This window comes from Streptomyces sp. NBC_01426, from assembly GCF_036231985.1.
GTDB lineage: Bacteria > Actinomycetota > Actinomycetes > Streptomycetales > Streptomycetaceae > Streptomyces.
Genome location: NZ_CP109500.1, coordinates 1,144,463 through 1,165,903 on the forward strand (window position 1 = coordinate 1,144,463; position 21,441 = coordinate 1,165,903).

18 protein-coding genes and 2 pseudogenes are annotated in these 21,441 nt (G+C 73.3%); 10 read left to right on the top strand and 10 right to left on the bottom strand.

Going from position 1 to position 21,441, the window contains the following annotated elements:
* Nucleotides 1-30: 30 nt before the first annotated feature.
* Nucleotides 31-990: a hypothetical protein gene (locus tag OG906_RS05160; RefSeq protein WP_329440435.1), complete on the bottom strand. Its 960-nt coding sequence runs from the start codon at nucleotides 988-990 to the stop codon at nucleotides 31-33.
* Between the two features lie 183 nt (nucleotides 991-1,173).
* Between OG906_RS05160 and OG906_RS05165 the strand changes: the two genes are divergently transcribed.
* The 5 genes from OG906_RS05165 (at nucleotide 1,174) to OG906_RS05185 (ending at nucleotide 4,185) form a co-directional block, all read left to right on the top strand.
* Nucleotides 1,174-1,491 (top strand): hypothetical protein, encoded by a 318-nt coding sequence (locus OG906_RS05165; RefSeq protein ID WP_267801420.1) that lies wholly within the window; start codon nucleotides 1,174-1,176, stop codon nucleotides 1,489-1,491.
* An 89-nt stretch (nucleotides 1,492-1,580) separates the two neighbouring features.
* Entirely contained in the window at nucleotides 1,581-1,769 is a 189-nt protein-coding gene (locus OG906_RS05170; RefSeq protein WP_266953183.1) for a DUF6381 family protein, read from the top strand.
* A gap of 16 nt (nucleotides 1,770-1,785) precedes the next feature.
* Nucleotides 1,786-2,304, top strand: a complete 519-nt coding sequence (locus OG906_RS05175; protein WP_329440438.1) for a mycothiol transferase — start codon at nucleotides 1,786-1,788, stop codon at nucleotides 2,302-2,304.
* Nucleotides 2,301-2,939, top strand: a complete 639-nt coding sequence (locus OG906_RS05180) for a carboxylesterase family protein (protein ID WP_329440440.1) — start codon at nucleotides 2,301-2,303, stop codon at nucleotides 2,937-2,939. Before OG906_RS05175 ends, OG906_RS05180 begins: the two co-directional genes overlap by 4 nt.
* Before the next feature lie 85 nt (nucleotides 2,940-3,024).
* On the top strand, nucleotides 3,025-4,185 hold the full coding sequence (locus tag OG906_RS05185; RefSeq protein WP_329440443.1) for a serine hydrolase domain-containing protein: 1,161 nt from the start codon (nucleotides 3,025-3,027) through the stop codon (nucleotides 4,183-4,185).
* A gap of 69 nt (nucleotides 4,186-4,254) precedes the next feature.
* Here the strand turns inward: OG906_RS05185 and OG906_RS05190 are convergent, their stop codons facing one another.
* Entirely contained in the window at nucleotides 4,255-5,607 is a 1,353-nt protein-coding gene (locus tag OG906_RS05190; protein WP_329440445.1) for a M64 family metallopeptidase, read from the bottom strand.
* Between the two features lie 132 nt (nucleotides 5,608-5,739).
* On the opposite strand from OG906_RS05190, the gene OG906_RS05195 reads away from it, so the two are divergent.
* Nucleotides 5,740-7,089 (top strand): helix-turn-helix domain-containing protein, encoded by a 1,350-nt coding sequence (locus OG906_RS05195; protein ID WP_329440447.1) that lies wholly within the window; start codon nucleotides 5,740-5,742, stop codon nucleotides 7,087-7,089.
* A gap of 10 nt (nucleotides 7,090-7,099) precedes the next feature.
* On the opposite strand, the gene OG906_RS05200 is transcribed toward OG906_RS05195, so the two are convergent.
* On the bottom strand, nucleotides 7,100-7,633 hold the full coding sequence (locus OG906_RS05200) for a putative immunity protein (protein WP_329440449.1): 534 nt from the start codon (nucleotides 7,631-7,633) through the stop codon (nucleotides 7,100-7,102).
* 146 nt (nucleotides 7,634-7,779) lie between these two features.
* The gene (locus OG906_RS05205; protein WP_329440451.1) at nucleotides 7,780-10,971 is read right to left on the bottom strand and encodes a TIM-barrel domain-containing protein; all 3,192 of its coding nucleotides are present in this window, start codon (nucleotides 10,969-10,971) and stop codon (nucleotides 7,780-7,782) included.
* 188 nt (nucleotides 10,972-11,159) lie between these two features.
* Here OG906_RS05205 and ligA point away from each other — a divergent pair, with 188 nt between their 5' ends.
* Entirely contained in the window at nucleotides 11,160-13,205 is a 2,046-nt protein-coding gene (gene ligA, locus OG906_RS05210) for an NAD-dependent DNA ligase LigA (protein ID WP_329440452.1), read from the top strand.
* Here ligA and OG906_RS05215 read toward each other — a convergent pair.
* From OG906_RS05215 to OG906_RS05225, 3 genes are all read right to left on the bottom strand, one after another.
* Nucleotides 13,195-13,425 carry a hypothetical protein gene (locus OG906_RS05215; protein WP_329440454.1) on the bottom strand — a complete coding sequence of 77 codons (231 nt, stop codon included), beginning with the start codon at nucleotides 13,423-13,425 and terminating at the stop codon, nucleotides 13,195-13,197. The two genes, ligA and OG906_RS05215, sit on opposite strands and share 11 nt — an antisense overlap.
* Before the next feature lie 142 nt (nucleotides 13,426-13,567).
* The gene (locus tag OG906_RS05220; RefSeq protein WP_329440456.1) at nucleotides 13,568-14,242 is read right to left on the bottom strand and encodes a response regulator transcription factor; all 675 of its coding nucleotides are present in this window, start codon (nucleotides 14,240-14,242) and stop codon (nucleotides 13,568-13,570) included.
* 7 nt (nucleotides 14,243-14,249) lie between these two features.
* The gene (locus OG906_RS05225) at nucleotides 14,250-15,464 is read right to left on the bottom strand and encodes a sensor histidine kinase (protein ID WP_329440457.1); all 1,215 of its coding nucleotides are present in this window, start codon (nucleotides 15,462-15,464) and stop codon (nucleotides 14,250-14,252) included.
* Nucleotides 15,465-15,890: 426 nt separating this feature from the next.
* Here OG906_RS05225 and OG906_RS05230 point away from each other — a divergent pair.
* Both OG906_RS05230 and OG906_RS05235 read left to right on the top strand, forming a co-directional pair.
* A pseudogene (locus tag OG906_RS05230) lies at nucleotides 15,891-16,157 on the top strand (MMPL family transporter); the annotation flags it as partial.
* Between the two features lie 74 nt (nucleotides 16,158-16,231).
* Nucleotides 16,232-16,555, top strand: a pseudogene (locus tag OG906_RS05235) (MMPL family transporter); the annotation flags it as partial.
* Nucleotides 16,556-16,652: 97 nt separating this feature from the next.
* Here the strand turns inward: OG906_RS05235 and OG906_RS05240 are convergent.
* Together OG906_RS05240 and OG906_RS05245 are read right to left on the bottom strand one after the other, a co-directional pair.
* Nucleotides 16,653-18,449 (bottom strand): ABC transporter permease/substrate binding protein, encoded by a 1,797-nt coding sequence (locus tag OG906_RS05240; protein ID WP_267799799.1) that lies wholly within the window; start codon nucleotides 18,447-18,449, stop codon nucleotides 16,653-16,655.
* A complete protein-coding gene (locus tag OG906_RS05245; protein WP_329440461.1) occupies nucleotides 18,449-19,510 on the bottom strand; it encodes a quaternary amine ABC transporter ATP-binding protein in 1,062 nt (353 codons plus the stop codon). The genes OG906_RS05240 and OG906_RS05245 overlap by 1 nt, the downstream gene beginning before the upstream one ends.
* A gap of 265 nt (nucleotides 19,511-19,775) precedes the next feature.
* On the opposite strand from OG906_RS05245, the gene OG906_RS05250 reads away from it, so the two are divergent.
* Nucleotides 19,776-20,390 (top strand): VanZ family protein, encoded by a 615-nt coding sequence (locus OG906_RS05250; protein ID WP_392897082.1) that lies wholly within the window; start codon nucleotides 19,776-19,778, stop codon nucleotides 20,388-20,390.
* Nucleotides 20,391-20,449: 59 nt separating this feature from the next.
* Here the strand turns inward: OG906_RS05250 and OG906_RS05255 are convergent, their stop codons facing one another.
* A complete protein-coding gene (locus OG906_RS05255; RefSeq protein ID WP_267799800.1) occupies nucleotides 20,450-21,379 on the bottom strand; it encodes a SigB/SigF/SigG family RNA polymerase sigma factor in 930 nt (309 codons plus the stop codon).
* Nucleotides 21,380-21,441 lie beyond the last annotated feature (62 nt).

A 21,441-nucleotide genomic window follows, 5' to 3' on the forward strand; every position in this document is an offset into this window, starting at 1 on the left:
GGTGGTCCGCCGGGGCCCCGCTTCCTCGGGTCAGACCCGGTCGACCCGCTTGGGCCGGTACATCAGCGCCACGCCCGCGAGCACCGCGCCGGCGCCCGCGCAGAGCACCGTGGTGACGCCCGCCCAGGCGTGCAGGCCGCCGAGCGAGCCCTCCAGGGGGTCGACGAGCGCGATGCCCGCGACCACGTGCAGCGCCACGACCGCGAGGGCCGTCACGGCCCCGGTCCGCCACACCGCCGGGGTGTCACGCGCCATCAGCAGCCCCCCGGCCACCAGGCAGAGGAACGCGACCGCGAGGGGCGGTACGTCGCCCAGTCCGAGGACGGACAGGGCCCCCGGGTCCCCCGGCAGGTGCAGGACGCCGCACAGGAGCAGCGCGGCGGCCACCGGCCAGCGCAGCACGTGGCGCAGCGCACCCCCGGCGCGCGGGGCGGGGGGTCGGGGCTCGGGCCGGGTCACCGGCGGCCGCTCCCGGTGAGGTGCCGGGTGGTGGTCGGCCGGGGGTTGGGCGACGGGGGGTCGGGCGTGCGTGGGGCCGGCAGGGGCCTCGGTCCGGTCGCCCCGGTCGGTGTCGAGGTAGCCGGCCAGCAGGGCCACGTCCTCGATGGACCGGCCGACGGCGGCGGCGCGCAGCGTGACGTCGGCGTCGACGTCACCGTGCGGGGGTTCGCCGAGCAGGGCGACCATCCGCCCCACCTCGTCGACCGGCCGGGAGACCGCGGCCGCCCGAAGTGCCGCGTGTCCGACGTCGGGTTGCTGTCCGGTCCGCTTCAGGAGGCTCACCAGCTCGGTGACCTCCTCCACGGGCCTGCACGTCGCCGCCGTCTCCAGCAGGGTCTGTACGGGTTCCGTGTGCGGCTCCTCGGCGGGGACGGCCGGGGCGGGCGGGGGGTGTCCGGGACCGGTCGAATCGTCGTGCCGGTCCTGGGTGTCGGGGATCTCGTGGCGGTCTTCGTGGTCGGTGGCCGCGAGGGTTATGGGGTCATTCATGGAAAGCTCCGTTCGCCGACACGCGGGTCTACACATCGCGAGCCGGTCATCGTGCGTCATGGGCTGCGCACGCCTGGTCACATTCAGCGGCACATCGGCGCACTGCGCCATTCGGGGCGGGCAAACGGGGGGCCGGCGCGCCGGTGACGATTCCCCCGGCGAGTCGCGGGCAAGCGCTGTGACATGACCGTCTACGTCGTCACCATTCCCGGCACCCTGCTCACGGAGCTGTCGCCCGAGGCCCGCACCCGACTGGTGCGCGCGCTGCGACCGGCGGATCCGCGCGGCACCGATCTCGGCGTCAAGGAGGATCTGGACATCCTGTCGTTCTACTCGGGCTCGTCCGCGTTCAGCCTGCACCTGGAGGTCGAGGCCGCCACGACCAAGGAGGCCCAGGCCGCGGCGCGGGAGCTCGCCTCGTCGGCGCTGAGCGGAGTCGGCCTGAACCAGGAGACCGCGCCGTTGGGCGATCCCGTGATCACCGGCATCGCGGGCGAGTAGAACGGCGCCGCGACCCTTCGAGATGCGTGCGCGCCGGACTGCTGATTGCCTGGTTGCGCCCGCTCTCCCCACGGAGTCAAGGAGCGATCATGAGCGTTGCAGGTGAGTCCGGCAGGTCCCGGCAGTTGCGGGACAAGGCCCAGGAGATGAAGGCGGCGGCCGAGAAGTCGACCGACCCCCAGGAGCGCACGCGCCTCCAGGACAAGGCGCGCCGGCTCCAGGAGCAGAGCGAGATGGAGGGTCGCATGATGGACGACCCCGGCATGGACCTCCGCTAGTGGGACGGCTCGCCCCGTGAAGGGGACCGACCTCCTCGTCGACGGGTTCGGGCGGGTCCGGGAGGTGGTCCACGAGGTGGTGGACGGGCTCTCGGCCGATGAGCTGAACGCGCGGGTGGACCCGGCCGCGAACTCCGTGGCGTGGTTGGTCTGGCACCTGACCCGGGTGCAGGACGACCACGTGGCGGACGCGGCGGGCGGGGAACAGGTGTGGCACACGGGCGGCTGGGCGAATCGGTTCGCCCTGCCGCTGCCCGCCGACGCCACCGGCTACGGGCAGACTCCGAGCCAGGTGGGCAAGGTCCGGGTCGAGTCGGGCGAGGTCCTGTCGGGATACCACGACGCGGTGCACGAACGGACCCTGGAGTTCGTGCGCTCCCTCGCGGCAGCCGACCTGGACCGGGTCGTCGACGAGGGCTGGGACCCACCGGTCACCCTGGCGGTGCGGCTCGTCAGCGTGCTCTCCGACGACCTCCAGCACGCGGGACAGGCCGCGTTCGTCCGCGGCCTGGTGGAACGGCGCCAGGTGTATTGACCCGCAGGGTTGTTGACGCGGCGGCCTACCGGGAGCGGCTGCGCGCCTCCTTCGGCGACGCGGCCGGGGCCGTCGAGGCGGCGTATCCGCCGGCGGCGTACGCGACGCCGGCGACGGCCCTGGCCGCCCTGCTCTCCGACGCCTCCTTCATCTGCCCGACGCTGCGGGACAGTCGGGCGCCGGCCCGGCACGTGCCGGTGTACGGCTACCGGTTCGACGACCGGAGCGCTCCGAACTCCGCCGGGTTCCCGGCGCCGCCGAACCTGCCGTTCGGCGTCGCGCACGGCTTCGACCTGCCCTACCTGTTCACGGCCGCCGCCCTGGACCCGGCCCCACGGGCCCTGGCCGACCGGATGGTCGACCACTGGGCGCGGTTCGCCCGCACGGGCACGCCGAACGGGCCGGGAGCCGCCGGGTGGCCGCGGTTCGGGGCCGCCGGGTCGGTGGTGGCCTTGGCACCGGGACCGGGCGGGGGCCGCCCGGTGGACGTGGCGGGCGAGCACCACTGCGCGCTCTGGGACGCGGCCGCCGCACGAAATCCGGAGGATCGGACGGGAGCGGCGGGTGCGCCGGCGACGGCGGGCGCCGCGGATCCGACGCGTGCGGCGGCGCATCCGGTGGCGTCGGACCGATGAATCGGCCTCGTCCCGGGAGTCTGAAGGGGGACGGACCGCCCATTCGGCGGACCGCGTGCGAGCGACATGTGGGAGAGGTGGAGTCATGACCGGCCTGAGGGATGTCCTGGAACCCCCGGTGAGCAGCGGTTCCCTGCCCGGGGCGGTGGCCCTGGTGGCCCGCGGCGACCGGGTGGAGGTGGCGGCCGTCGGGGCCGCCGTGGCGGGCGGGAACACCCCGATGGCCAGGGACTCGATCTTCCGCGTGGCCTCGTTGACCAAGCCGGTGACGGCCGCCGCGGTGATGCTGCTGATCGAGGACGGGCGGCTCGGGCTCGCGGCGCCGGTCCGGGAGTGGCTGCCGGAGCTGTCCGCGCCCGTGGTCGTCCGGACGCCGTCGAGCCCGGTGGACGACGTGGTGCCGGCCGCCCGGCCGATCACGGTCGAGGACCTGCTCACCTTCCGGGCCGGGTACGGGTTCCCGTCGGACTTCACGCTGCCCGCCCTCGCGCCGCTCTTCGGCGAACTGCGGCAGGGGCCGCCGCAGCCTCAACTGGTCGCCGAGCCGGACGCCTGGATGAAGGCCCTGTCCCGGATCCCGCTGCTGCACCAGCCGGGCGAGGCCTGGCTCTACCACACCTGCTCGGACATCCTGGGCGTGCTGATCGCCCGGGCCGCGGGGTGTCCGCTGCCGGAGTTCCTGGCCGAGCGGATCTTCGCTCCGCTGGGCATGACCGACACCGGTTTCGCGGTCCCCCCGGCGGACCTCGGGCGGTTCACCGGGTACTACCGGGCGGATCCCGGGGCGGGCGGGCTCACCCCGGTGGACGCGCCCGACGGGCAGTGGAGCCGGATGCCGGCCTTCCCGTCGGGTGCCGGCGGACTGGTCTCCACCGCGGACGACCTGTACGCCTTCGGCCGGATGCTGCTCGCGAACGGCGCGGCCCCCGACGGGAGCCGCCTGTTGTCCGCCGCGTCGGTGCGGGAGATGACCGCGGATCGGCTGACCCCCGAACAGCGCGCGGCCGGCGCGCTGTTCCTGGAGGGCCAGGGCTGGGGGTTCGGTGGCTCGGTCGATGTGGCCCCGGTCGATCCGTGGAACGTGCCGGGCCGCTACGGCTGGGTGGGCGGCACCGGGACCGCCGCGCACGTCGTGCCCGCGACCGGCACCGTGTCCGTGCTGCTGACCCAGCTCGAACTGACCGGCCCGACCCCGCCCCCGCTGATGCGCGCGTTCTGGACGTACGCGAACGGGGACCGGGGCTGAGCCACGCGCCGGCCCGCTCGTGTCCTTCGGGAGGCCGGTGCGGGCCGCGGGCGGGCCGGCGGGTTCCGATCAGCGGCGGACGTGCCAGTCGACCGTGGTGCGCAGCGTGCGGGCGATCTTGGGGTCGCGGACCGAAGGGGTGCGGTCCTCGACCCTGACGGACAGGGTCCGGGTCCGGGTGCCGAGGAGGAACAGGTCCGAGACGCGTACCTCGGTCCGGCCGGCGAACCGCGTCAGCTCCCGGCCGTCCAGGTACCAACGCACCACGAGCTGCCGTCCGTCCGGCGTCGCCAGCCGGGGCACCGCCGCCCTCGCCCTGTCGCGCGACCGGAGCGTGCGGTCGGTGGGGGTGAGCGGGGTGACGGTGTTCGCGTGGCGGTGGAAGCCGGCGATCATCGCCTCGACGCCGGGGAGGTTGAAGGGTTTGTCCAGGACCCGCATGAGCGAGTTGTCGGTGGGCCGGTTCAGCCCGGTGACGTAGTAGCCGCCGCCCTCGTACGCGCCGACCCTGCCGCCGTCGGGAGACTCCGCGCCGAGCCATCGGTACCACTTGGCCCGGGTGCGGGCCATCCGGTCGGCGGGCAGCGTGGAGGTGTTGGACTCCGCGGGCTCGGGGCCGGTGTACTTCTCGTAGTCCGGGGAGCCCGGGTAGAAGTACTCGTCGGCGAGCTTGCCGAGGGAGTGCCCGGTCTCGTGGATGGCGACCTGACCGGACTTGGCGTTCCCGGCCGAGGCGGTGGAGATGCCCTCGTAGCCGAGGGTGGGGCTGGGTTCGTTGTAGCCGGCCCCGCCGTACTTGGAGCTGTTGGCGAGGACGAGGACCAGGTCGGCGGCGGGCGCCTTCGCGACGTAGGAGTCCACCTTGGGCTGGTCGACGCAGAGCAGCCGTTCGATGTCCTCGCACCAGAAGTAGGACCCGAGCGCGGTGTCGCGGACGGCGGCCGGGTCGGGGTCGCCCGACACCCCGGACTCGCGGGACACGGCGTCGACGGTCCACACGTTGAACAGGGAGCGGTACGTCGCGTACGGCTCGACGGCCGCGATCTCGTCCCATTTGCGGCGGGCGTCCTCGTGGAACCGGTCGAGTTCGGCGGTGGTGTAGCCGTCACCGACGACGACCACGTCGAGACGGTCGGCCGTGGGCCCGTTGTCGACGAGGGCCGTGACCTCGCCGTCGGCCTCCCGTTCGGCCGCGGAGAGCCTGGGCGCGGCCTTCGCACGCCCGGCGACCGGTACCCGTACGTGGCCCGACCCGGCGATCCGGCCCTCTTCCGGGCCGGGTATCTCGATCTCCACGCCGGCGCCGGCGGCCGCGGACACCGCGGCGGGTGTCGGTGCGGCGGCGGCGCCGGCGGGTACGGCGGCGAACAGCACCGCGGTCGCCCCGGCCGCGGCGACGACCAACCGGACGGTTGAGTTCAAGGAGTCCCCCTCGAAGTTCAGTACATTGATAATCAGACTTAACTGGTTGCTTAACCTAGGGCCGCGCGAGGGACATGTGCAATGGACTACTCCGGCCGGATGTCGGAGAGTTCACGTGAACAGGGGGAAGACATGGACGAACAGGCCCTGATCGGCAGCCGGGTTCACCGGCTACGGACCGAACGCGGTTTGACCCAGAGGCAGTTGGCGGAGCCGGCGTACACCCCCGCCTACATCTCCACCCTGGAGTCGGGCCGGGTCCGCCCCTCCGAGGCCGCGCTGCGCTTCCTCGCGGAACGGCTCGGCACCTCCTACGAGGAACTGGCGACGGGCCGTCCGCCGCACCTGGCCACGGAACTGCGGCTGGCCCTGACCGACGCCCAGCGCGCACTGGCCACGGGCGCGGCGGACGAGGCGGCCGTCCACTACCGGCGGCTGCTCACCGACGCGGAGCAGCTGGACCTCACGCCGGAGCGGGCCGAGGCCCTGCTCGGTCTCGGCGACTGCGCCCTGGAATCCGGTGAACTGGCTTCCGCGACCGCCCATTTCGAGGCGGCTGAGCGACTCCTCGCGGACGAACCGCTGCCCCGCCGGGCCCGGCCGATCCGCGGCCGGGCCGTCGCGCACCTGCTGGCCGGTGAACTGCGGTACGCGTGCTACCTCTTGGAATCGACGATCGACGAGCTGAACGCCGGCGGGCTGGGCGACCCCGAGGCGCTGGTGTTGCTGTACGCGGCGGTGATCGGCCCGTACATCGACATGGGCGCCCACGCCCGGGCCGCCCGGGCCGCCGAACTCGCCCTGGCCCTGGCGCCGCACGTACAGGACCCGGCCCTGGTCGCCGGCATGCACCGACAGGTCGCCCGCACCTTTCTCGCCGAGGGACGGGTCGTCGACGCCGACGCGTCACTGGCCAAGGCCCAGTCGGTCTACCGGCAGCTGCGGCTGCGCACCGACCTGGCGCACTGCCACTGGATGCGCGGCTACGTCCAGGCCCAGAACGGCGAACTCACGGCCGCCGAGGTCGAGTTGCGCACCGCCAGGGACATGCTCTCGGCCAAGCGCGCCGCCCTGTACACCGCCCAGGTCGAGGTCGAGCTGGCCGATGTGCTGCGCCGGCTCGGCCGCCATGACGAGGCCGCCGGCCTGCTCTCGGCGGTGCTGGAGCTGGGCGACAGCCACGGCGCGGTCCACGCGGGCGGCGCCCACCGGCTGCTCGGGCTCATCGCGGAGGAGCGCGGGGAGGTCGAGTCCGCGGAGGAGCACTACGTGCAGGCGCTGGCCCTGTTGGAACGCAGCGGGGCGACCGGGGACCTGGCCGACCTCTGCCGGCTGCTGGGCGACCTGTTGCGCCGTACGGGCCGGATCGAGGCCGCGCTCGACGCGTACCGGACGGGCCTGGGCCACCGCGCCTCCCCGGGCACCACCACCCTGGGGCCCGCGCCGACGGGCCTGACCGCCACGTGGCCGCGCGCGCGGTAGGCGCCCGCCGTCAGGCGCGCAGGACCGCGTCGAGATCGCGGATGTGCTCTCCCACGCGCCCCCCTCCGGGAGGTGCGGCGGGCAGCCGGGCGAGTACCGCGCCGACGGCCGGCGGTGCGTGGTGACGTGCCCATTCGAGGGTTCCCCCGGGCACCGGACCGTCTTCCCCGGTCGCCAGTTCCTCCGCCCGCGCCGCGTGGGCCGCCGCGCCGAGGATGTGCTTCACCTGGTGGGCGCTCGCCTTCGGATGGAGGAACGCGGCGGCCGCCGCGTGGCTCGCCGCTCGCGCCGCGTCCGCCGCCGCGGGTGAACCGGCTTCGCCCGCCGCCTTGTAGGCCGCCCACGCGCTCTGTCGCAGAGCGGTCGTGCGCCGGCCGCCCGCGGCGAACTCGTCCGCCGCGTCGATGGCCTCGCGGGGGCGCGGGTCCGCGGAAGGGTCCTCTTCGAAGAGCGGCAGCGCCCTGCGGGCACACGCCGCCGCGTAGCCCGTGATCGCACGGAGTTCGTCTTCGCCCAGTTCGATCGTGTCCGACTCGGTTGGCATGCGCCAATCATGCCGCAGGTCCCGATTCGCCTCCCGCGTCAGCGGCTCCGGGCGACCTGCTCGGCGAGCCGGCCCGCCGCGACATCGCCACGCCGGCGTGAGGTCCGCGCCTCCCCCGGTCGTTCCGGGGAAGGCGCGGACGCGGGTCAGGGGGTGAGGGTCCAGCGCTGGGCGGGGGCACCGGTGCAGGCGGCGCGGGTGAGCGGGGTGCCGTCGGCGGTCGCCGCTCCGGCCGGGGCGAGGCATTGACCGGCGGTACGGAGACTGCCGTCGGGGCCGGGTCGCCAGGTCTGGGCAGCGGCCCCGTCGCACGCCCGCACGGTGACGCGATCGGCGTTCGTCGCGTCGAGGCAGACACCCCCGAGGCCGGTGAGACGGCCGTCGGACTGGAGGGTCCAACGCTGGTTGGGGCCGCCGTGGCAGGTGTACAGGGTCGGCCGGGTGCCCGGTGTGGTGGCGCTGTGCGGCAGGTCGAGACAGCTCGCGGAGGCCGCGTTGACGAGGGTCGCGTTGCCCGGGAGCGGCGACGCGCGGCCGGTGAGGGTGAGTTCGGCGACGCTGGTCCAGGGGCCCCGTCCGCCCGCCTCGGCGAGGGCCCTCACCCTCACATAACGGCCGGTGGCGGTGGGCAGGGGGATCGACGTGGCGGCCGGGGTGTCGGGCAGGGTGCCGGTGGCGACCGGGGAGCCCCAGTCGGTGGGGCTGTCGGACACGTACAGCTCGTAGCGGCCGATCCGGCCGTTGACCCCGCCGTCCTGCCGGGGCAGGTGGCCGAGGGAGTCCAGGGCGTGGCGGGCGCCGAGGTCGATGCGGATCTCGTGTGGGAGCGCCGCCGGGGTGCCGGTGGACCAGGCGGTGTGCCAGATCGTCGCCGGGTCGCCGTCGAAGGCGTTGCGGGCGGCGCCGTTCTCGGCCGCGGTCTCCTGGCTGTCGGCGGAGAGCAGGCTCCAGTTCGTCGAGGGGACGGGGGTGGAGCCGGCGGGGACGGGGTCGGCCGGCGGGATGCCGGCGCCGGTGGCCGCGACGGTGAAGGCGCCGGACGTGGTGCCGGTCTTGACCCACAGGACGCCGGCCCGGTCGGCCGGATCGAAGAACCAGCCGGTGGCGGCGGAGTCGTAGGCGTTCTTGGTGGTGAGCCGGGTCAGGGCGGAGCCGTTCACGGTGAGGGCGGTGGGGGCGGAGGACACGTGCAGGGTGAGTTCGTATCCGCGCGAGGCGGGCTTGCCGGCGTAGTCGCCGGTGGGAGCGCCGACCTTGACCGTGATGTCGCCGACGCCGGTGGTCGGCGCGGTGACGTCCACCCGCTGGCGGGCGAAGGCCCCGGACTGGTGGGCGCGGGTGCGGCCGTCGTCCTCGTACAGCTCGAAGGAGGAGGCGCCGCGCGGGTGGATGTCGTAGGTGAGGGTGGAGACGGGCTTCTCGCCCGTGTGGTTCATCTGCGGCCACATCGGCACGATGGCGCCGCCCTTGACGAACAGCGGGAGGGTGTCGAGCGGGGCCCGGTAGCCGTCGAGCCGGCCGGGGCCCGCGTAGGTCTTGCCCGTCCAGTAGTCGGTCCAGGTGCCGGCCGGCAGGTGGATGCCGTCGCGGACGGCGGTGTCGGAGACGACGGGGGCCACGAGGAAGGAGTCGCCGGCCATGAACTGTCCGCTGGTCTGGTTGCCCCGGGCCACCGGGTCGTCGGGGTACTCCAGGACCATGGCGCGGGTGCTGGGGACGCCGCTCTCGTGGGCGACGCGGCTCATCGTGTACAGGTAGGGCATCAGCCGCATCTTGAGCTGGAGGTACTTCCGGTTGATGGACAGGTAGGGCTCGGCGAACCGCCAGGGCTGCTTGTCCTGGTAGCCGGCCTGGGGGTTGGTGGCGCCCCACCCGGACATGGTCATGAAGGCGGGGGTGAAGGCCTTCCACTGGAGGTCGCGGACGTAGGTCCGGGGGCTGCCGCCGAAGATGCCGTCGACGTCCCCGGAGGCGTAGTTGAGGCCGGACAGACCCGCTCCGGTGATCGCGGGGACGTGCCAGCGCATGTCGTCCCAGGTGCCGTTGGTGTCCCCGGTCCAGACGACGGCGTTGCGCTGGGTGCCCGCCCAGCCGTCGACGGTCCAGACGTACCGGCGGGCGTCGGAGTTCTTCTCGATGCCGTCCACGGCCTGTTGCACACCGTCGAAGGCGTACTTGTAGCCGCGGCCGATCCAGGCCACGTCGGTCTTCACGCCCCGGCTGCCGGCCGCGGCGACCTCGTCGGCGATGGAACCGAGACCGGTGGAGGTCCACAGGCCCGTCTGGAACCCCTTGGCCTTGAGGGCGTCCACGGTGGACTTCAGGGGCGCGGTGTAGCCACAGCCGTACCCGTCGTTGGGCAGGAACCAGCCCGAGGGCATGTCGGCGGCGCGGGCGTCGCCGGCGTACCCGACCACGTCGGGGGTGGTCTGGTGGCGGAGGCGGCCGTGGTCGCCCTGGTAGTCGGGGTTGGAGGCGTTGAAGCAGTCGGCGTTGCCGAGTTCGAAGCCCCACATCGGCGCCAGGAAGGGCTTCCCGCTGACGTCGGTGTACGCGTCGAGGACGCCCTTGAGGGAGTCCCCCGCGAAGTACCACGCGTCGAAGCGGTTCTCGTCGTGGGTGAGGGTGGCGGGTTCGTTGAAGCCGTAGGAGCCCGGGGCCCATGTGTTGCGCATGACGCCGTAGTTGTTGGTGGACATGTAGAAGGGGGCGGGGCTGGCGTTGGTGTTCTCGCGCCACCTGTTGTCGACGGCGACGGGTACGGTCTTGCCGCGCAGCGCCCACTCCCCCAGCCGCAGGCCCGTTCCGTAGAACTGTTCGTCGGCTCCGCGGGTCAGGTACTGGGTGGTGCGGCCGCCGGACCAGGAGGTCGGCCGGCTCTCCTCCCAGAGCAGCGTGGAGTCGTCGGCCCGCAGGACGGAGAACCGCAGGGGCGCCTTGTGGACCCGGATGGAGAGGGCTCCGGTGGTGATCCGGTAGTACGTGCCGGCGTCCGCGGAGGCGGAGTCGACGGGGCCGAAGTCGGTGGTGGGCGCGAGGTCCGAACCGGCCGGGTCGTCGGTGAAGGTCCCGTCGGGGGCGAGCCAGAGCCGGAAGACGTCGGCGCGGGCGACGACCACGCGCGCCTTGGCCCCGCTGGTCGTCGTCACGGTGTAGGTGTTCCCGGACCGGCTGATGCCGGTGACGTCGCCCGCGGTGTCGGCGGCCGCCGAGGGCGCCGCGGCGGCGGGGCGGGCCATCGGCCCGGCCGCGGCCAGTCCCGCGACGGCGAGGGCGGCGGCGAGCAGTGCCGCCGCGCACCGTCGCCGAGGATTCCTGCTGAAGCGTGTCAGTGTCATGGGCAGCTCCTCGTGCGGTCCGGGTCTCGGACACACCGGCTTGGCATGCTCTCGGCAACATAGCGGTGGATCGGCGCCGCTTGAAGGAAGTTGCTCGAAGCCGGCTGATATCAAGCAACTTTGAGCACGCGTCAGAGGCGTGGCGGCGAAGACCGGCCATTGTCAGACCCCCGGGTCACCATCGGGACATGACGATCACCACCCCTTCCGCCCTGGCCACACGTGACGAGTACGCCGACGCCATCGGCACGGCCATCAGGGCCTCCGCCGCCTACTACGGCTCGGGCGATTCGCCCCTCGACGACGCCTCCTTCGACCTCCTGGTCTCCCTGATCCAGGCGTACGAGGCCACGTACCCGGATCACGTGGATCCCGCCTCCCCCGCGGGGAAGGTGGCCGGCGGCGCCGTGCCGGCCGGAGAGGTGGCCCACACCGAACCGATGCTCTCCCTGGCCAACGCCTTCGGCCCGCAGGACCTTCTGGACTGGGAGGCTTCGCTGGCGCGCCGGCTGGGCGGGCCCGTCACGGGCGGCTACGTGGTCGAGCCGAAGCTGGACGGCGCGTCACTGGCCGCGCGCTACCACCAGGGAAGACTGACGCAGCTGGTCACCCGGGGCAACGGGAGCAGCGGCGAGGACGTCTCGCACGCGATGGGGACCATCGTGGGCCTGCCCCGCGAGCTGAACACGAAAGCCTCCTTCGAGGTCCGCGGCGAGGTCCTGCTGACCACCGCCCAGTTCGAGCGGGCCAACGAGACACGCGCCGCCCACGGGGCGGCGCCGTTCTCCAATCCGCGCAACGGCGCGGCCGGCACGCTGCGGGCCAAGGGGCGCCCGTACACCGTGGAGATGACCTTCTGGGCGTTCGGCGCGGTCGCCCTCGACGACACCGGTGCACCGCCCCTCGGCCGGCACTCCGAGGTGATGGCGTACGTGGCCGGGACGGGTGTGCGGACGGCGGCGGCCACCGAGGCGGGGATGACGGTGGTCGACACGATCGCCGAGGTCCAGGAGCAGGTGGAGCGGATCTCCGCGCTCCGTGCCGCGCTGCCCTTCGGCATCGACGGGGTGGTCGTCAAGCTGGACTCGGCGGTCGAGCAGGCCGCGGCCGGGACGGGTTCGCGCCATCCGCACTGGGCGACCGCCTACAAACTGGCGGCCGTCGAGCGGCGCACCCGCCTGTTGGAGGTCACCTGGGCGGTCGGCCGGACGGGCGTGCTGGCGCCGACCGCCGTCCTGGAGCCGGTGGAGATCGACGGCTCGGTGGTGCGGCACGCGACCCTGCACAACCCCGCCGACATCCTCCGGCGCGGGCTGCGACTGGGCGACACCGTCACCGTCCACAAGGCGGGCGACATCATCCCGCGCATCGAGGCCCCGGTGGTCGAGCTGCGCACCGGCGCGGAGCGGGAGATAGAACTGCCCGCGGTGTGCCCGGGCTGCCAGGGGGAGATCGACCGGTCGCAGGAGCGCTGGCGCTGCGCGCAGCCCGCCGACTGCGGGCGGATCGCCGCCGTCCTGTACGCGGCGGGGCGCGACCAGTTGGACATGGACGGGCTGGGTCAGACGTATGTGCGGGCGCTGGTGGACTCCGGGCGGGTCCGCGACGTCGCGGACCTGTTCACGCTCGACCACGCGGCGCTCGCGGAGGCGGCCGGCAGCGAGCGGCGGGCCGTGAAGCTGCTGGAGCAGATCGAGGCGGCGAAGGGCAGACCGCTGTCCCGGGTGTTCTGCGCCCTCGGGGTGGTCGGCACCGGGCGGGGCATGTCCCGGCGGATCGCCCGTCACTTCGTGACGATGGACGCGATCCGGGCCGCCGACACGCGGGCGATGACCGCCGTGGAGCTGGTGGGTGAGGCCAAGGCGGCCGTGATCGTGGCCCAGGTCGCGGCGCTGGGTCCGGTCATCGACAAGCTGGCGGCCGCCGGCGTCAACCTCACCGAGCCGATCGCGCCGGTGGTGCCCGGGGCCGAGGAGGGGCCGTTGACCGGTCAGTGCGTGGTGGTCACGGGGAAGATGACCGGCGCCCTCGCCGCGTACGACACCCGCGACAAGGTCCGCGAACTGATCGAGCGGGCGGGCGGCAAGTCCGCGAGCGGCATCTCCGGGAAGACCACGCTGCTGGTGGCGGGCGAGAAGGCGGGCGGCAAGGTCGCCAAGGCCGAGGCGGCCGGGATCGAGATCCTGGGCGAGGAGGCGTTCGCCGAGCGGATCGCCTCCTTCCTCACTCCCTGAACGGGACCGGCGGGGTCACGACCAGCAGGGGCGGCGCCGGGGACGAGTGGCGGTGGCCGCAGGGTTCGAAGACCAGCACGACGGGCTCGCCGGGGCGCTGACGCCAGGAGATCCGTTCCGGCGTCCCGGTGCAGACCGGACAGGCGGGCAACGGGCCCGGTCGGATCGGACACTCGGGCTCGGCCACGAGCGTCGGCGGATTCGAGTGCGGGTCACGCATGGAGGCTCCCTGGTCCGGCGGCTGTGCTGCTGGCACTGTGCCATGCGCGAGGCTTCGTACGCATGGACGAATCATCCAGTGTTTTGGCTGGTCAGAGGTAGGCTCGCCAGGTCGATTCCGGGCCTCTGCGGGCACTTGGTGATCAAGTGATCCTCCGTTCGGCCTCGACCAGGCCCCGTTCGTACGCCGCGATCACCGCCTGCGCACGGTCGCGTACGCCCAACTTGCCGAAGATGCCCGTGATGTGGTTCTTGACCGTCGAGACGCTGATGTCCAGGTCCCGGGCGATCTCGGCATTGTCGAGGCCCCGGGCCAACAGCCGCCAGATCTCCAGTTCGCGCGGGGTGAGTCCGTCCGGCAGCGCCGTGGTGTCGGCGCCCCTCGAACGGGCGTCGGGAGCCCGTACGTAGGTGGAGATCAGGCGGGTCAGCAGGCGGGGCGCCACGACCGCCTCGCCGGTGTGGACGGTACGGACCGCCGCGATCAGCTCCTCGGGGGAGACGTCCTTGGGCAGGAACCCGTGCGCGCCGGCCCGCAGCGCGGCGACCACGTACTCGTCCATGTCGAAGGTGCTGAGGGCCAGCACGCGGGACTCGGGGCACACCCGGGCCAGTTCCGCGGTGGCCCGCACCCCGTCGAGGACGGGCATGCGGATGTCCATGACCACGACGTCCGGCCGCAGTCGCCCGGCGAGGTCCACGGCCTCGGCGCCGTCCCCGGCCTCGCCCACGACCTCGACGTCCGGGTCGGGGGACAGGATCAGCGCCAGCCCCCGCCGCACCAGCGGCTGGTCGTCGGCGATCAGCACACGGATCATCGCTGTGTCACTCTCCCTCTCCCCCGGCCGCACCCGATGCCACCGGCATGCGGGCCGCCACCCGGAAGCCGCCGCCGTCGATCGGAGCGGCCTCCAGCGTGCCGCCCTGCAGGGCGACTCGTTCACGCATTCCCATCAGACCGTACCCGGCGCCGGGCTCCGACGGTGAGGGGAGCGGGCGGGGCGGCGGCACGCCCGCCCCGTCGTCGCTGACCTCCACCGTGATCTCGTCCGGGCCGTACGTCAGGCGTACGTCGGCCCGCGCGGGTCCCGCGTGCTTGCGGGCGTTGGTCAGGGCCTCCTGCACGATCCGGAAGACCGTCAGGCCGACCGTCGGCGGCAGGGGCCGGGCCCGGCCGTGGACGGTGAACCGGGTCTCCATCCCGGCCAGTCGGGACTCGGTGATGATCCGGCCCAGGTCCCCGGCCCCGGGTTGCGGGGCGGGCGGGGTGGGTTCGGGTTCCTCCCCGGCCCGCAGCACGTCGAGCAGTTGGCGCATCTCGCGTAGCGCCATCCGCCCCGATCCCTCCAGGGTGACCAGGGCGTCGCGGGCGGCCTCCGGGTCGTGGGCGAGGTTGGCGCGGGCCCCGCCGGCCATCAGCTGCATGGTGGTGATGTGGTGGGCCACGATGTCGTGCAGTTCGCGGGCGATGCGGCGGCGTTCCTCGGCCACGGCGCGGTCGGCGAGCAGTCTGCGGTTCACCGCGACCTCGCGCTGCCGGCGGCGGACCGCGACTCCCGCGGCGACGACGATGCCCGCCGCGACGAGATTGCCGAACACGCCCCAGCCCGCGTCGACCCACCGCCCGTTGCGGCCGATGAGCGGGATCGGCATGACGGCCAGGGCGCCGGCCGTGACCGCGGCGGGGCCGCGCGTCACGGCGACCGAGTACAGGGCGACGGCGAGGTTGGCCGTGAACCCCGGGGAGAGGGGGCTGACCAGGTTGAAGACCGCGGCGAGGACGAGCGCCGCCACGAACACGGCCATCGGGTGTCGGCGCCGGGCCGGCAGGGCCAGCGAGGCGAGCACCAACAGGCCGAACGCGGGGACGCTGAGGGCCAGTCCGGCGTCCATGGTCCCGATCGAGTACCCGGTCAGGTCCACCGCGCCGGATCCCATGGCCACGAGGGCGTCGTTGCGGGTCCAGGTGAACCCCTCGGCGAGGGCCCGGGCCCTCGGGCCGCCCGGGGCGTGCGGGTCGCCCCCTCGACGCGTGCGCATGCCGCCGGTCCCCCCTCGTCGCCGACCGCACCGGTCCGTACCGCCGCGCCCCGGGTCACGTACGTGATCCATTCTCCCATCGGGGCGACCGCGAACGCCCGGGCCCCGGGACGGATCCCGGAGCAGTCCGGTCGGGCCGCGGCGGCGGTGGCGGGCCGGGTGGGGTGTCCGACCCCACCGGCGTGTTCGTCACGGCCACCGACGGGGGCACGTTGACCGCGGAGCGGCTCGGTGGGCTCGCCGAGGCGCTCACGGCGGTCGACGGGGTGGGTCAGGTGGCGCCGACCGTGCTGAGCGGGGACCGGACGGCGGCTCGGATCGATGTGTTCCCGACCGCCGATCCGCGCCGGCAGGAGGCCCGCGCCCTGGTCTCCGGGCCGGTCCGGGACGCGGTGGCCGCGCATCGGCCGGCCGGTACCGAGGCGCATGTGCGGCGGGACGGCGGCGGTGTTCGCGGACATCTCGAAAGCCGTGGACAAGGACCTGAGGGTGGTCTTCCCGGTGGCGGCGGCCCTGATCACGCTGATCCTGCTGGTGCTGCTGCGAAGCCTGCTCGCGCCGGCCGTCCTGATGATCTCCGTGGGCCTGGGCTTCGCCGCCACCCTGGGTGCCTCGGCGTTGGTGTTCCAACACGCGCTGGGCCGGTCCGGGGTGGACTTCACGCTTCCGCTGCCGCTGGTGCTGTTCCTGTTCGTGGTCGCGCTGGGCACCGACTACAACATCCTGATCGGTGACCGGATCCGCGAGGAGATGGAGCGGCCGGGTCCCCGGCCCGCGCGGCGGTGGCCCGGGCGGTGCGGCACACGGCTCCGGCGATCGCGACGGCGGGCCCGGTGCCGGCCGCCTCGTTCGGCAGCCTGGCCGTCGGTCCCGGGTCGGCGACGCAGCAGATCGGTTTCGCGACGGCGCTCGGGATCCTGCTCGCGGCGTTCGTCCTGTCGATCGCGCTGGGCCCGGCGCCGGCGGCGCTGTTGGGGTGGAGCATCTGGTGGCCGCTGCCGCCGCGCCGGGCGGCGGGCCCGCCCGAACCCGCGCCGGCGCCGGCCGAGCGCGGGTCCGGGTCGACCGAACCGCGGGTCCGGGTCGGCTGAACCGGGTCCGGGTCGGCTGAACCGGCGCCGGACGCACGAAGGCGCCGGCGCGCGGAGGAACGTACGGTCTCCTCCGCGCGCCGGCGCCTCGCGGTGCTCAGGCCAGTTTGTCGATCTCGGGGTGATCGGCCAGCCAGGTGCGGACCGCCTGCTGTTCCTTGCCCTTGCCGGCCTCCTGGATCTTGGCTTCCAGGCCGGTCAGCTGCTCCTCGGTCAGCTTGAAGGAGCGCAGCCACTTGGCGACCTCGGGCTCGTCCGAGCCGAAGTCCTTGCGGGCCAGCGTGTGGATGCCGTCGCCCTTGCCCCAGGCCCCCTTGGGGTCCTCCAGCTTGGTCAGCTGGTAGGAGGAGTAGGCCCAGTGCGGGGACCACAGGACGACCGCGACGGGCTCCTTCTTCTCGTAGGCCCGCTTCAGCTCGGCGAGCATGCCCGGGGTGGAGCCGTCGACGACCTTGTACTCGCCGTCGAGGCCGTACTCCCCGAGCACCTTGTCCTTGAGGATCGACATCTCGCCGGCGCTGGGCTCGATGCCGATGATCCGGCCCTTGAACTGTCCCGACTTGCCCTTGAGGTCGGCGAGCGAGCGCACGTCCTTCATGTACGAGGGCACGGCCAGTTCCAGCGAGGTCGGACCGTACCAGGAGCCCAGGTCCTCCAGCTTCTTCCCGTACTTCTCCCAGTACTTCGCGTGGGTGACGGGCAGCCAGGAGTCGGTCTGGAAGTCGATCTGTCCACCGGCCAGGCCGGTGTAGAGCGCGCCGGCCTCCAGCTGGCGGGCGTCGACCTCGAAGCCGCGCCGCTCCAGCAGTTCCTTCCAGAGGAAGGTGGAGGCGATGCCCTCGTCCCACGGGATGTAGCCGAGGTTGATCTTGCGGCCCTTGCCGACGTTCTCGGCGCCGCTCGCCGTGGTCTTCGGCTGGTCCGAGCCGCCGAAGGCGCCGAGGCCACCCGCGACGAGGGCGAGGATCACGGCTCCGGTGACCGCGTACGCGGGCTGGGGCCGGTGGTTCCACAGCTTGGCGGCGCCGCGCGCGGCGGCCTGGGTCTTGGCCAGGGCGCGCCGGCCGAGCGGGGAGACCTGGCGGCCGAGGGCCCCGGTCATCCGGTCCAGGTACATGGCGAGGATGACGATGGAGATGCCGGCCTCGAAACCGAGGCCGATGTCGACGTTGCCGATGGCGCGGTAGACGGCTCCGCCGAGTCCGCCGCCGCCGACCATGCCGGCGATGACGACCATGGACAGGCCCAGCATGATGACCTGGTTGATGCCGGCCATGATGGTGGGCAGGGCCAGCGGGAGCTGGACCCGTACGAGGGTGTCGCGCGGGGTGGTGCCGAAGGCGTCGGCCGCCTCGACCAGTTCGCCGTCGACCTGCCGGATGCCGAGTTCGGTCATCCTGACGCCGGGCGGCAGCGAGAAGATGATCGTGGCGATGATGCCGGGCACGACGCCCACGCCGAAGAAGATGATGCCGGGGATCAGGTAGACCATGGCCGGCATGGTCTGCATGAAGTCCAGGACGGGCCGCAGGACCGAGCTGACCCGGTCGGAGCGGGAGGCCCAGATGCCCAGCGGGACCGCGAAGAACAAGGTGACCAGGGTGGCGACCAGCACGAGGGAGAGCGTGGACATCGCCTCGGACCACAGGCCGACGGAGTCGACGAGTGCGAAGCCCGCGAAGGCCAGGAGCGCGGCGAGCAGGCCGCGCAGCCACCAGGCGGCGACGGCGAGGATGCCGGCGAACAGCAGGGGCGCGGGGGCGTTCAGGACGGCGTCGATGCCGTCGTAGAGACCGGTGACCACCGTGCTGATGGCGTCGAACAGCCAGGACAGGTGGCGCTGGAGGAAGTCGACACCGCTGTCGACCCAGGCGCCGAGGTGCAGGCGGGGCATCAGGCTGCCACCTCCGCGCAGTGCATCGGGGGCCGTTGTTCGTCGCCTATGAAGGCGATGAGGCGGTCCTGCGGCACGGAGCCGACCACGGCGCCCTCCTTGTCGGTGACGGCGACCGGGTGCGGGACCCGGGCGCTGACGGCGCACAGTTCGGCGAGCGGGGTGTCGGTGCCGACCGTCGGACAGGCGCAGGCGTCGGCGTCCGGGAGCGGGACGTCCATGACGGCGTCCGCCGTGAGGACGCGGGAACGGTCGACGTCCTGGATGAAGGAGGCCACGTAGTCGTCGGCCGGCCGCATCAGGATGTCCTCGGCGGTGCCGAGCTGGACGATCCGGCCGTCGCGCATGACCGCGATGCCGTCGCCGAGGCGCATCGCCTCATTGAGGTCGTGGGTGATGAAGACGATGGTCTTCTTCAGGCGACGCTGGAGTTCGAGCAGCTGGTCCTGCATGTCACGGCGGATCAGCGGGTCGAGGGCGCTGAAGGACTCGTCCATCAGCAGCAGGTCGGCGTCGGTGGCGAGGGCGCGGGCGAGGCCCACGCGCTGCTGCATGCCGCCGGACAGCTCGTCGGGCCAGGAGTTCTCCCAGCCGCCGAGCCCGCACAGCTCCAGCGCCTCCGCGGCGCGCCGTTCGCGCTCGGCCCGGGGGACGCCCTGGACCTCCAGTCCGTACGCGGCGTTCGCCAGGACGTCGCGGTGCGGGAACAGCGCGAAGTGCTGGAACACCATGCTGATCTTGGTGGAGCGGACCCGGCGCAGCTCGCGCGGGGTGAGCGCGGTGAGGTCCTCGCCGTCGAAGAGGATGCGTCCCGAGGTGGGTTCCAGCAGTCCGTTGAGCATGCGCAGCAGGGTGGACTTGCCGGATCCGGACAGCCCCATGACGACGAAGATCTGCCCGGGTTCGACGCTGAAGGAGGCGTCGATCACGGCGGCCGTCGTTCCGTCGGCGCGCAGTTCGTCGCGGTCGGCGCCGCGTTCGAGGGCGCGAACGGCGTCGGCGGCGCCATCGGGGTGTCTGCCGAACACCTTGTAGACGTGCTCGGCCTGGAGCGTGGACACATACACCTCGCGGGTCGTGACGGGTACGGCGTGCCGATGGGGCCGGCGGCCGTGGAGCGATGCGGGATCCGCCCGCCCTCGCGCGCGCCGCGTCGGCGGCAAGCGGAAGGTTCCGTTCCAGGGGCCCGGGTGCCCTCCCTCAACCACCGCAAACGCCAAGGTGATCCAGCTCACGCGCATCGTCGGTCCACCGGCTCCGCGAGGCGCTCGACGAACAGTCGGGGTTACCACGGGTCGGGCCGCGACGGCTGGGCATACGGTGCCCATGAATCCGATACGGCACAGGAATCCGGTACCCGGGACGGGAGCGCACCCGGCGCTGCGAGCGCTCGCGATGGCGGCCGCGCTGGGGGCGACGGTGGCTTTCAGCGTGGTGCTCGCCCGACTGACGCTGGAGCCTTCCCCGGCCTCGGAGGCGCTGACGTACAGCAACGTCCACCCGGGGCAGTCGATCCGTGCCTACGTCAATCACGGCACGGCCCGCGAGGCCGCGCGTCAGATCGGCGGGAACCTGCTGTTGGGCGTGCCGTTCGGGGTGCTGCTGCCGGTGCTGGTGCCGCAGATCCGCGGTCTCGCGCGGGTCGTGCTGTGCACGACGGTCGTGATGACCCTGGTCGAACTCGTCCAGGGGGCCCTGGTCACGGGGCGGGCCTTCGACGTCGACGACGTGATCCTGAACACGACGGGCGCCCTGCTCGGCTACCTGCTGCTGGGGCGGCGGCTCGGGCGGGCCGTGCATCCGCGGCGCACGCACTGGTGGCACCGCTTCACCCGGCGGCAGCCCGAGGTCGAGGTCGAGGTCGTGAAGCCGGGGTCCGCTCGCTGGTGGCACCGCTTCACCCGGCGGCACCCCGAGACCGAGGGGGGTGCAGCCGGGTGAGGCGGCCCTGGCCGCGCGAGGCGGGCCGGGCCGGGGGTTCGGGCGTGCCGGGCCGAAGGTCAGGCGGCGTGCGCGGCCGATCCCTCGGTGTGGTCCGCGTCGGCCAGCATGGAGGCGCGCAGGTGGGCCAGGAGGCGGGTCAGCAGACGCGACACCTGCATCTGGGAGATGCCGAGCGCGGCGCCGATCTGGGCCTGGGTCAGCTCCTCGCCGAAGCGCATCTGGAGCATCCGGCGCTCGCGGTCCGTGAGCTGTTCGAGGAGCGGGGCCAGGGACTGGATGTCCTCGACGAGTTCCATGGCCGGCTCGTCCTCGCCCATGACGTCGGCGAGGGTGTGGCCCTCGGTCGGGCCGTCGCTGTGCTCGGTGTGCGGGGCGTCGAGCGAGCCGGAGGTGTGACCGTTGGCGGCCACCAGGCCCTCGACGACCTCGTCGGCGCTGAGGTCGAGGTGCTCGGCGAGATCGGCGACGGTCGGGGAGCGGTCCAGGCGGACGGTCAGCTCCTCCTTGGCCTTCGCGATGTCGATGCGCAGCTCCTGGAGCCGGCGCGGCACGTGGACGGCCCAGCTGGTGTCACGGAAGTGCCGCTTGATCTCGCCGGTGATGTACGGCATGGCGAGGGTGGAGAACTCGTTCTCGCGGCTCGGGTCGAACCGGTCGATGGCCTTGATCAGGCCGATCGTGCCGACCTGGACGATGTCCTCCATGTCGCCGCCCTCGCCGCGGGTGCGGAAGCGGCGGACGGCGTACTGGACGAGTGAGGCGTTCATCTCGATCAGCGTGTTGCGGACGTACTGGTACTCCGGGGTGCCCTCGGACAGCTCGCGGAGCCGCTTGAAGAAGACCCGCGACAGTTCGCGGGCGTCCGCGGGGGCCATCTCCCGGGGGTCTTCGATCCGCGGCAGACCTGCGGCGGTGCTCCGGCGAGGCCGGGGGACGGCGGCGGTGGCGGTGTCGTCGATCTGGGAGGACGGGGCGGGGACCGGCATGGGGGTTCGCTCCTTGGGCTGGTCGGCTTGCGGCGCGTGACCTTGACTGCCGTAGATGCTGG

Coding starts and splice junctions, on each gene's coding strand:
- OG906_RS05250 (WP_392897082.1), top strand. CDS start 19,776: ATGAATCCGATACGGCACAGGAATCCGGTACCCGGGACGGGAGCGCAC.
- OG906_RS05215 (WP_329440454.1), bottom strand. CDS start 13,425: ATGCGTGACCCGCACTCGAATCCGCCGACGCTCGTGGCCGAGCCCGAG.
- OG906_RS05205 (WP_329440451.1), bottom strand. CDS start 10,971: ATGACACTGACACGCTTCAGCAGGAATCCTCGGCGACGGTGCGCGGCG.
- ligA (WP_329440452.1), top strand. CDS start 11,160: ATGACGATCACCACCCCTTCCGCCCTGGCCACACGTGACGAGTACGCC.
- OG906_RS05195 (WP_329440447.1), top strand. CDS start 5,740: ATGGACGAACAGGCCCTGATCGGCAGCCGGGTTCACCGGCTACGGACC.
- OG906_RS05200 (WP_329440449.1), bottom strand. CDS start 7,633: ATGCCAACCGAGTCGGACACGATCGAACTGGGCGAAGACGAACTCCGT.
- OG906_RS05170 (WP_266953183.1), top strand. CDS start 1,581: ATGAGCGTTGCAGGTGAGTCCGGCAGGTCCCGGCAGTTGCGGGACAAG.
- OG906_RS05255 (WP_267799800.1), bottom strand. CDS start 21,379: ATGCCGGTCCCCGCCCCGTCCTCCCAGATCGACGACACCGCCACCGCC.
- OG906_RS05225 (WP_329440457.1), bottom strand. CDS start 15,464: ATGCGCACGCGTCGAGGGGGCGACCCGCACGCCCCGGGCGGCCCGAGG.
- OG906_RS05160 (WP_329440435.1), bottom strand. CDS start 990: ATGAATGACCCCATAACCCTCGCGGCCACCGACCACGAAGACCGCCAC.
- OG906_RS05240 (WP_267799799.1), bottom strand. CDS start 18,449: ATGCCCCGCCTGCACCTCGGCGCCTGGGTCGACAGCGGTGTCGACTTC.
- OG906_RS05220 (WP_329440456.1), bottom strand. CDS start 14,242: ATGATCCGTGTGCTGATCGCCGACGACCAGCCGCTGGTGCGGCGGGGG.
- OG906_RS05185 (WP_329440443.1), top strand. CDS start 3,025: ATGACCGGCCTGAGGGATGTCCTGGAACCCCCGGTGAGCAGCGGTTCC.
- OG906_RS05165 (WP_267801420.1), top strand. CDS start 1,174: ATGACCGTCTACGTCGTCACCATTCCCGGCACCCTGCTCACGGAGCTG.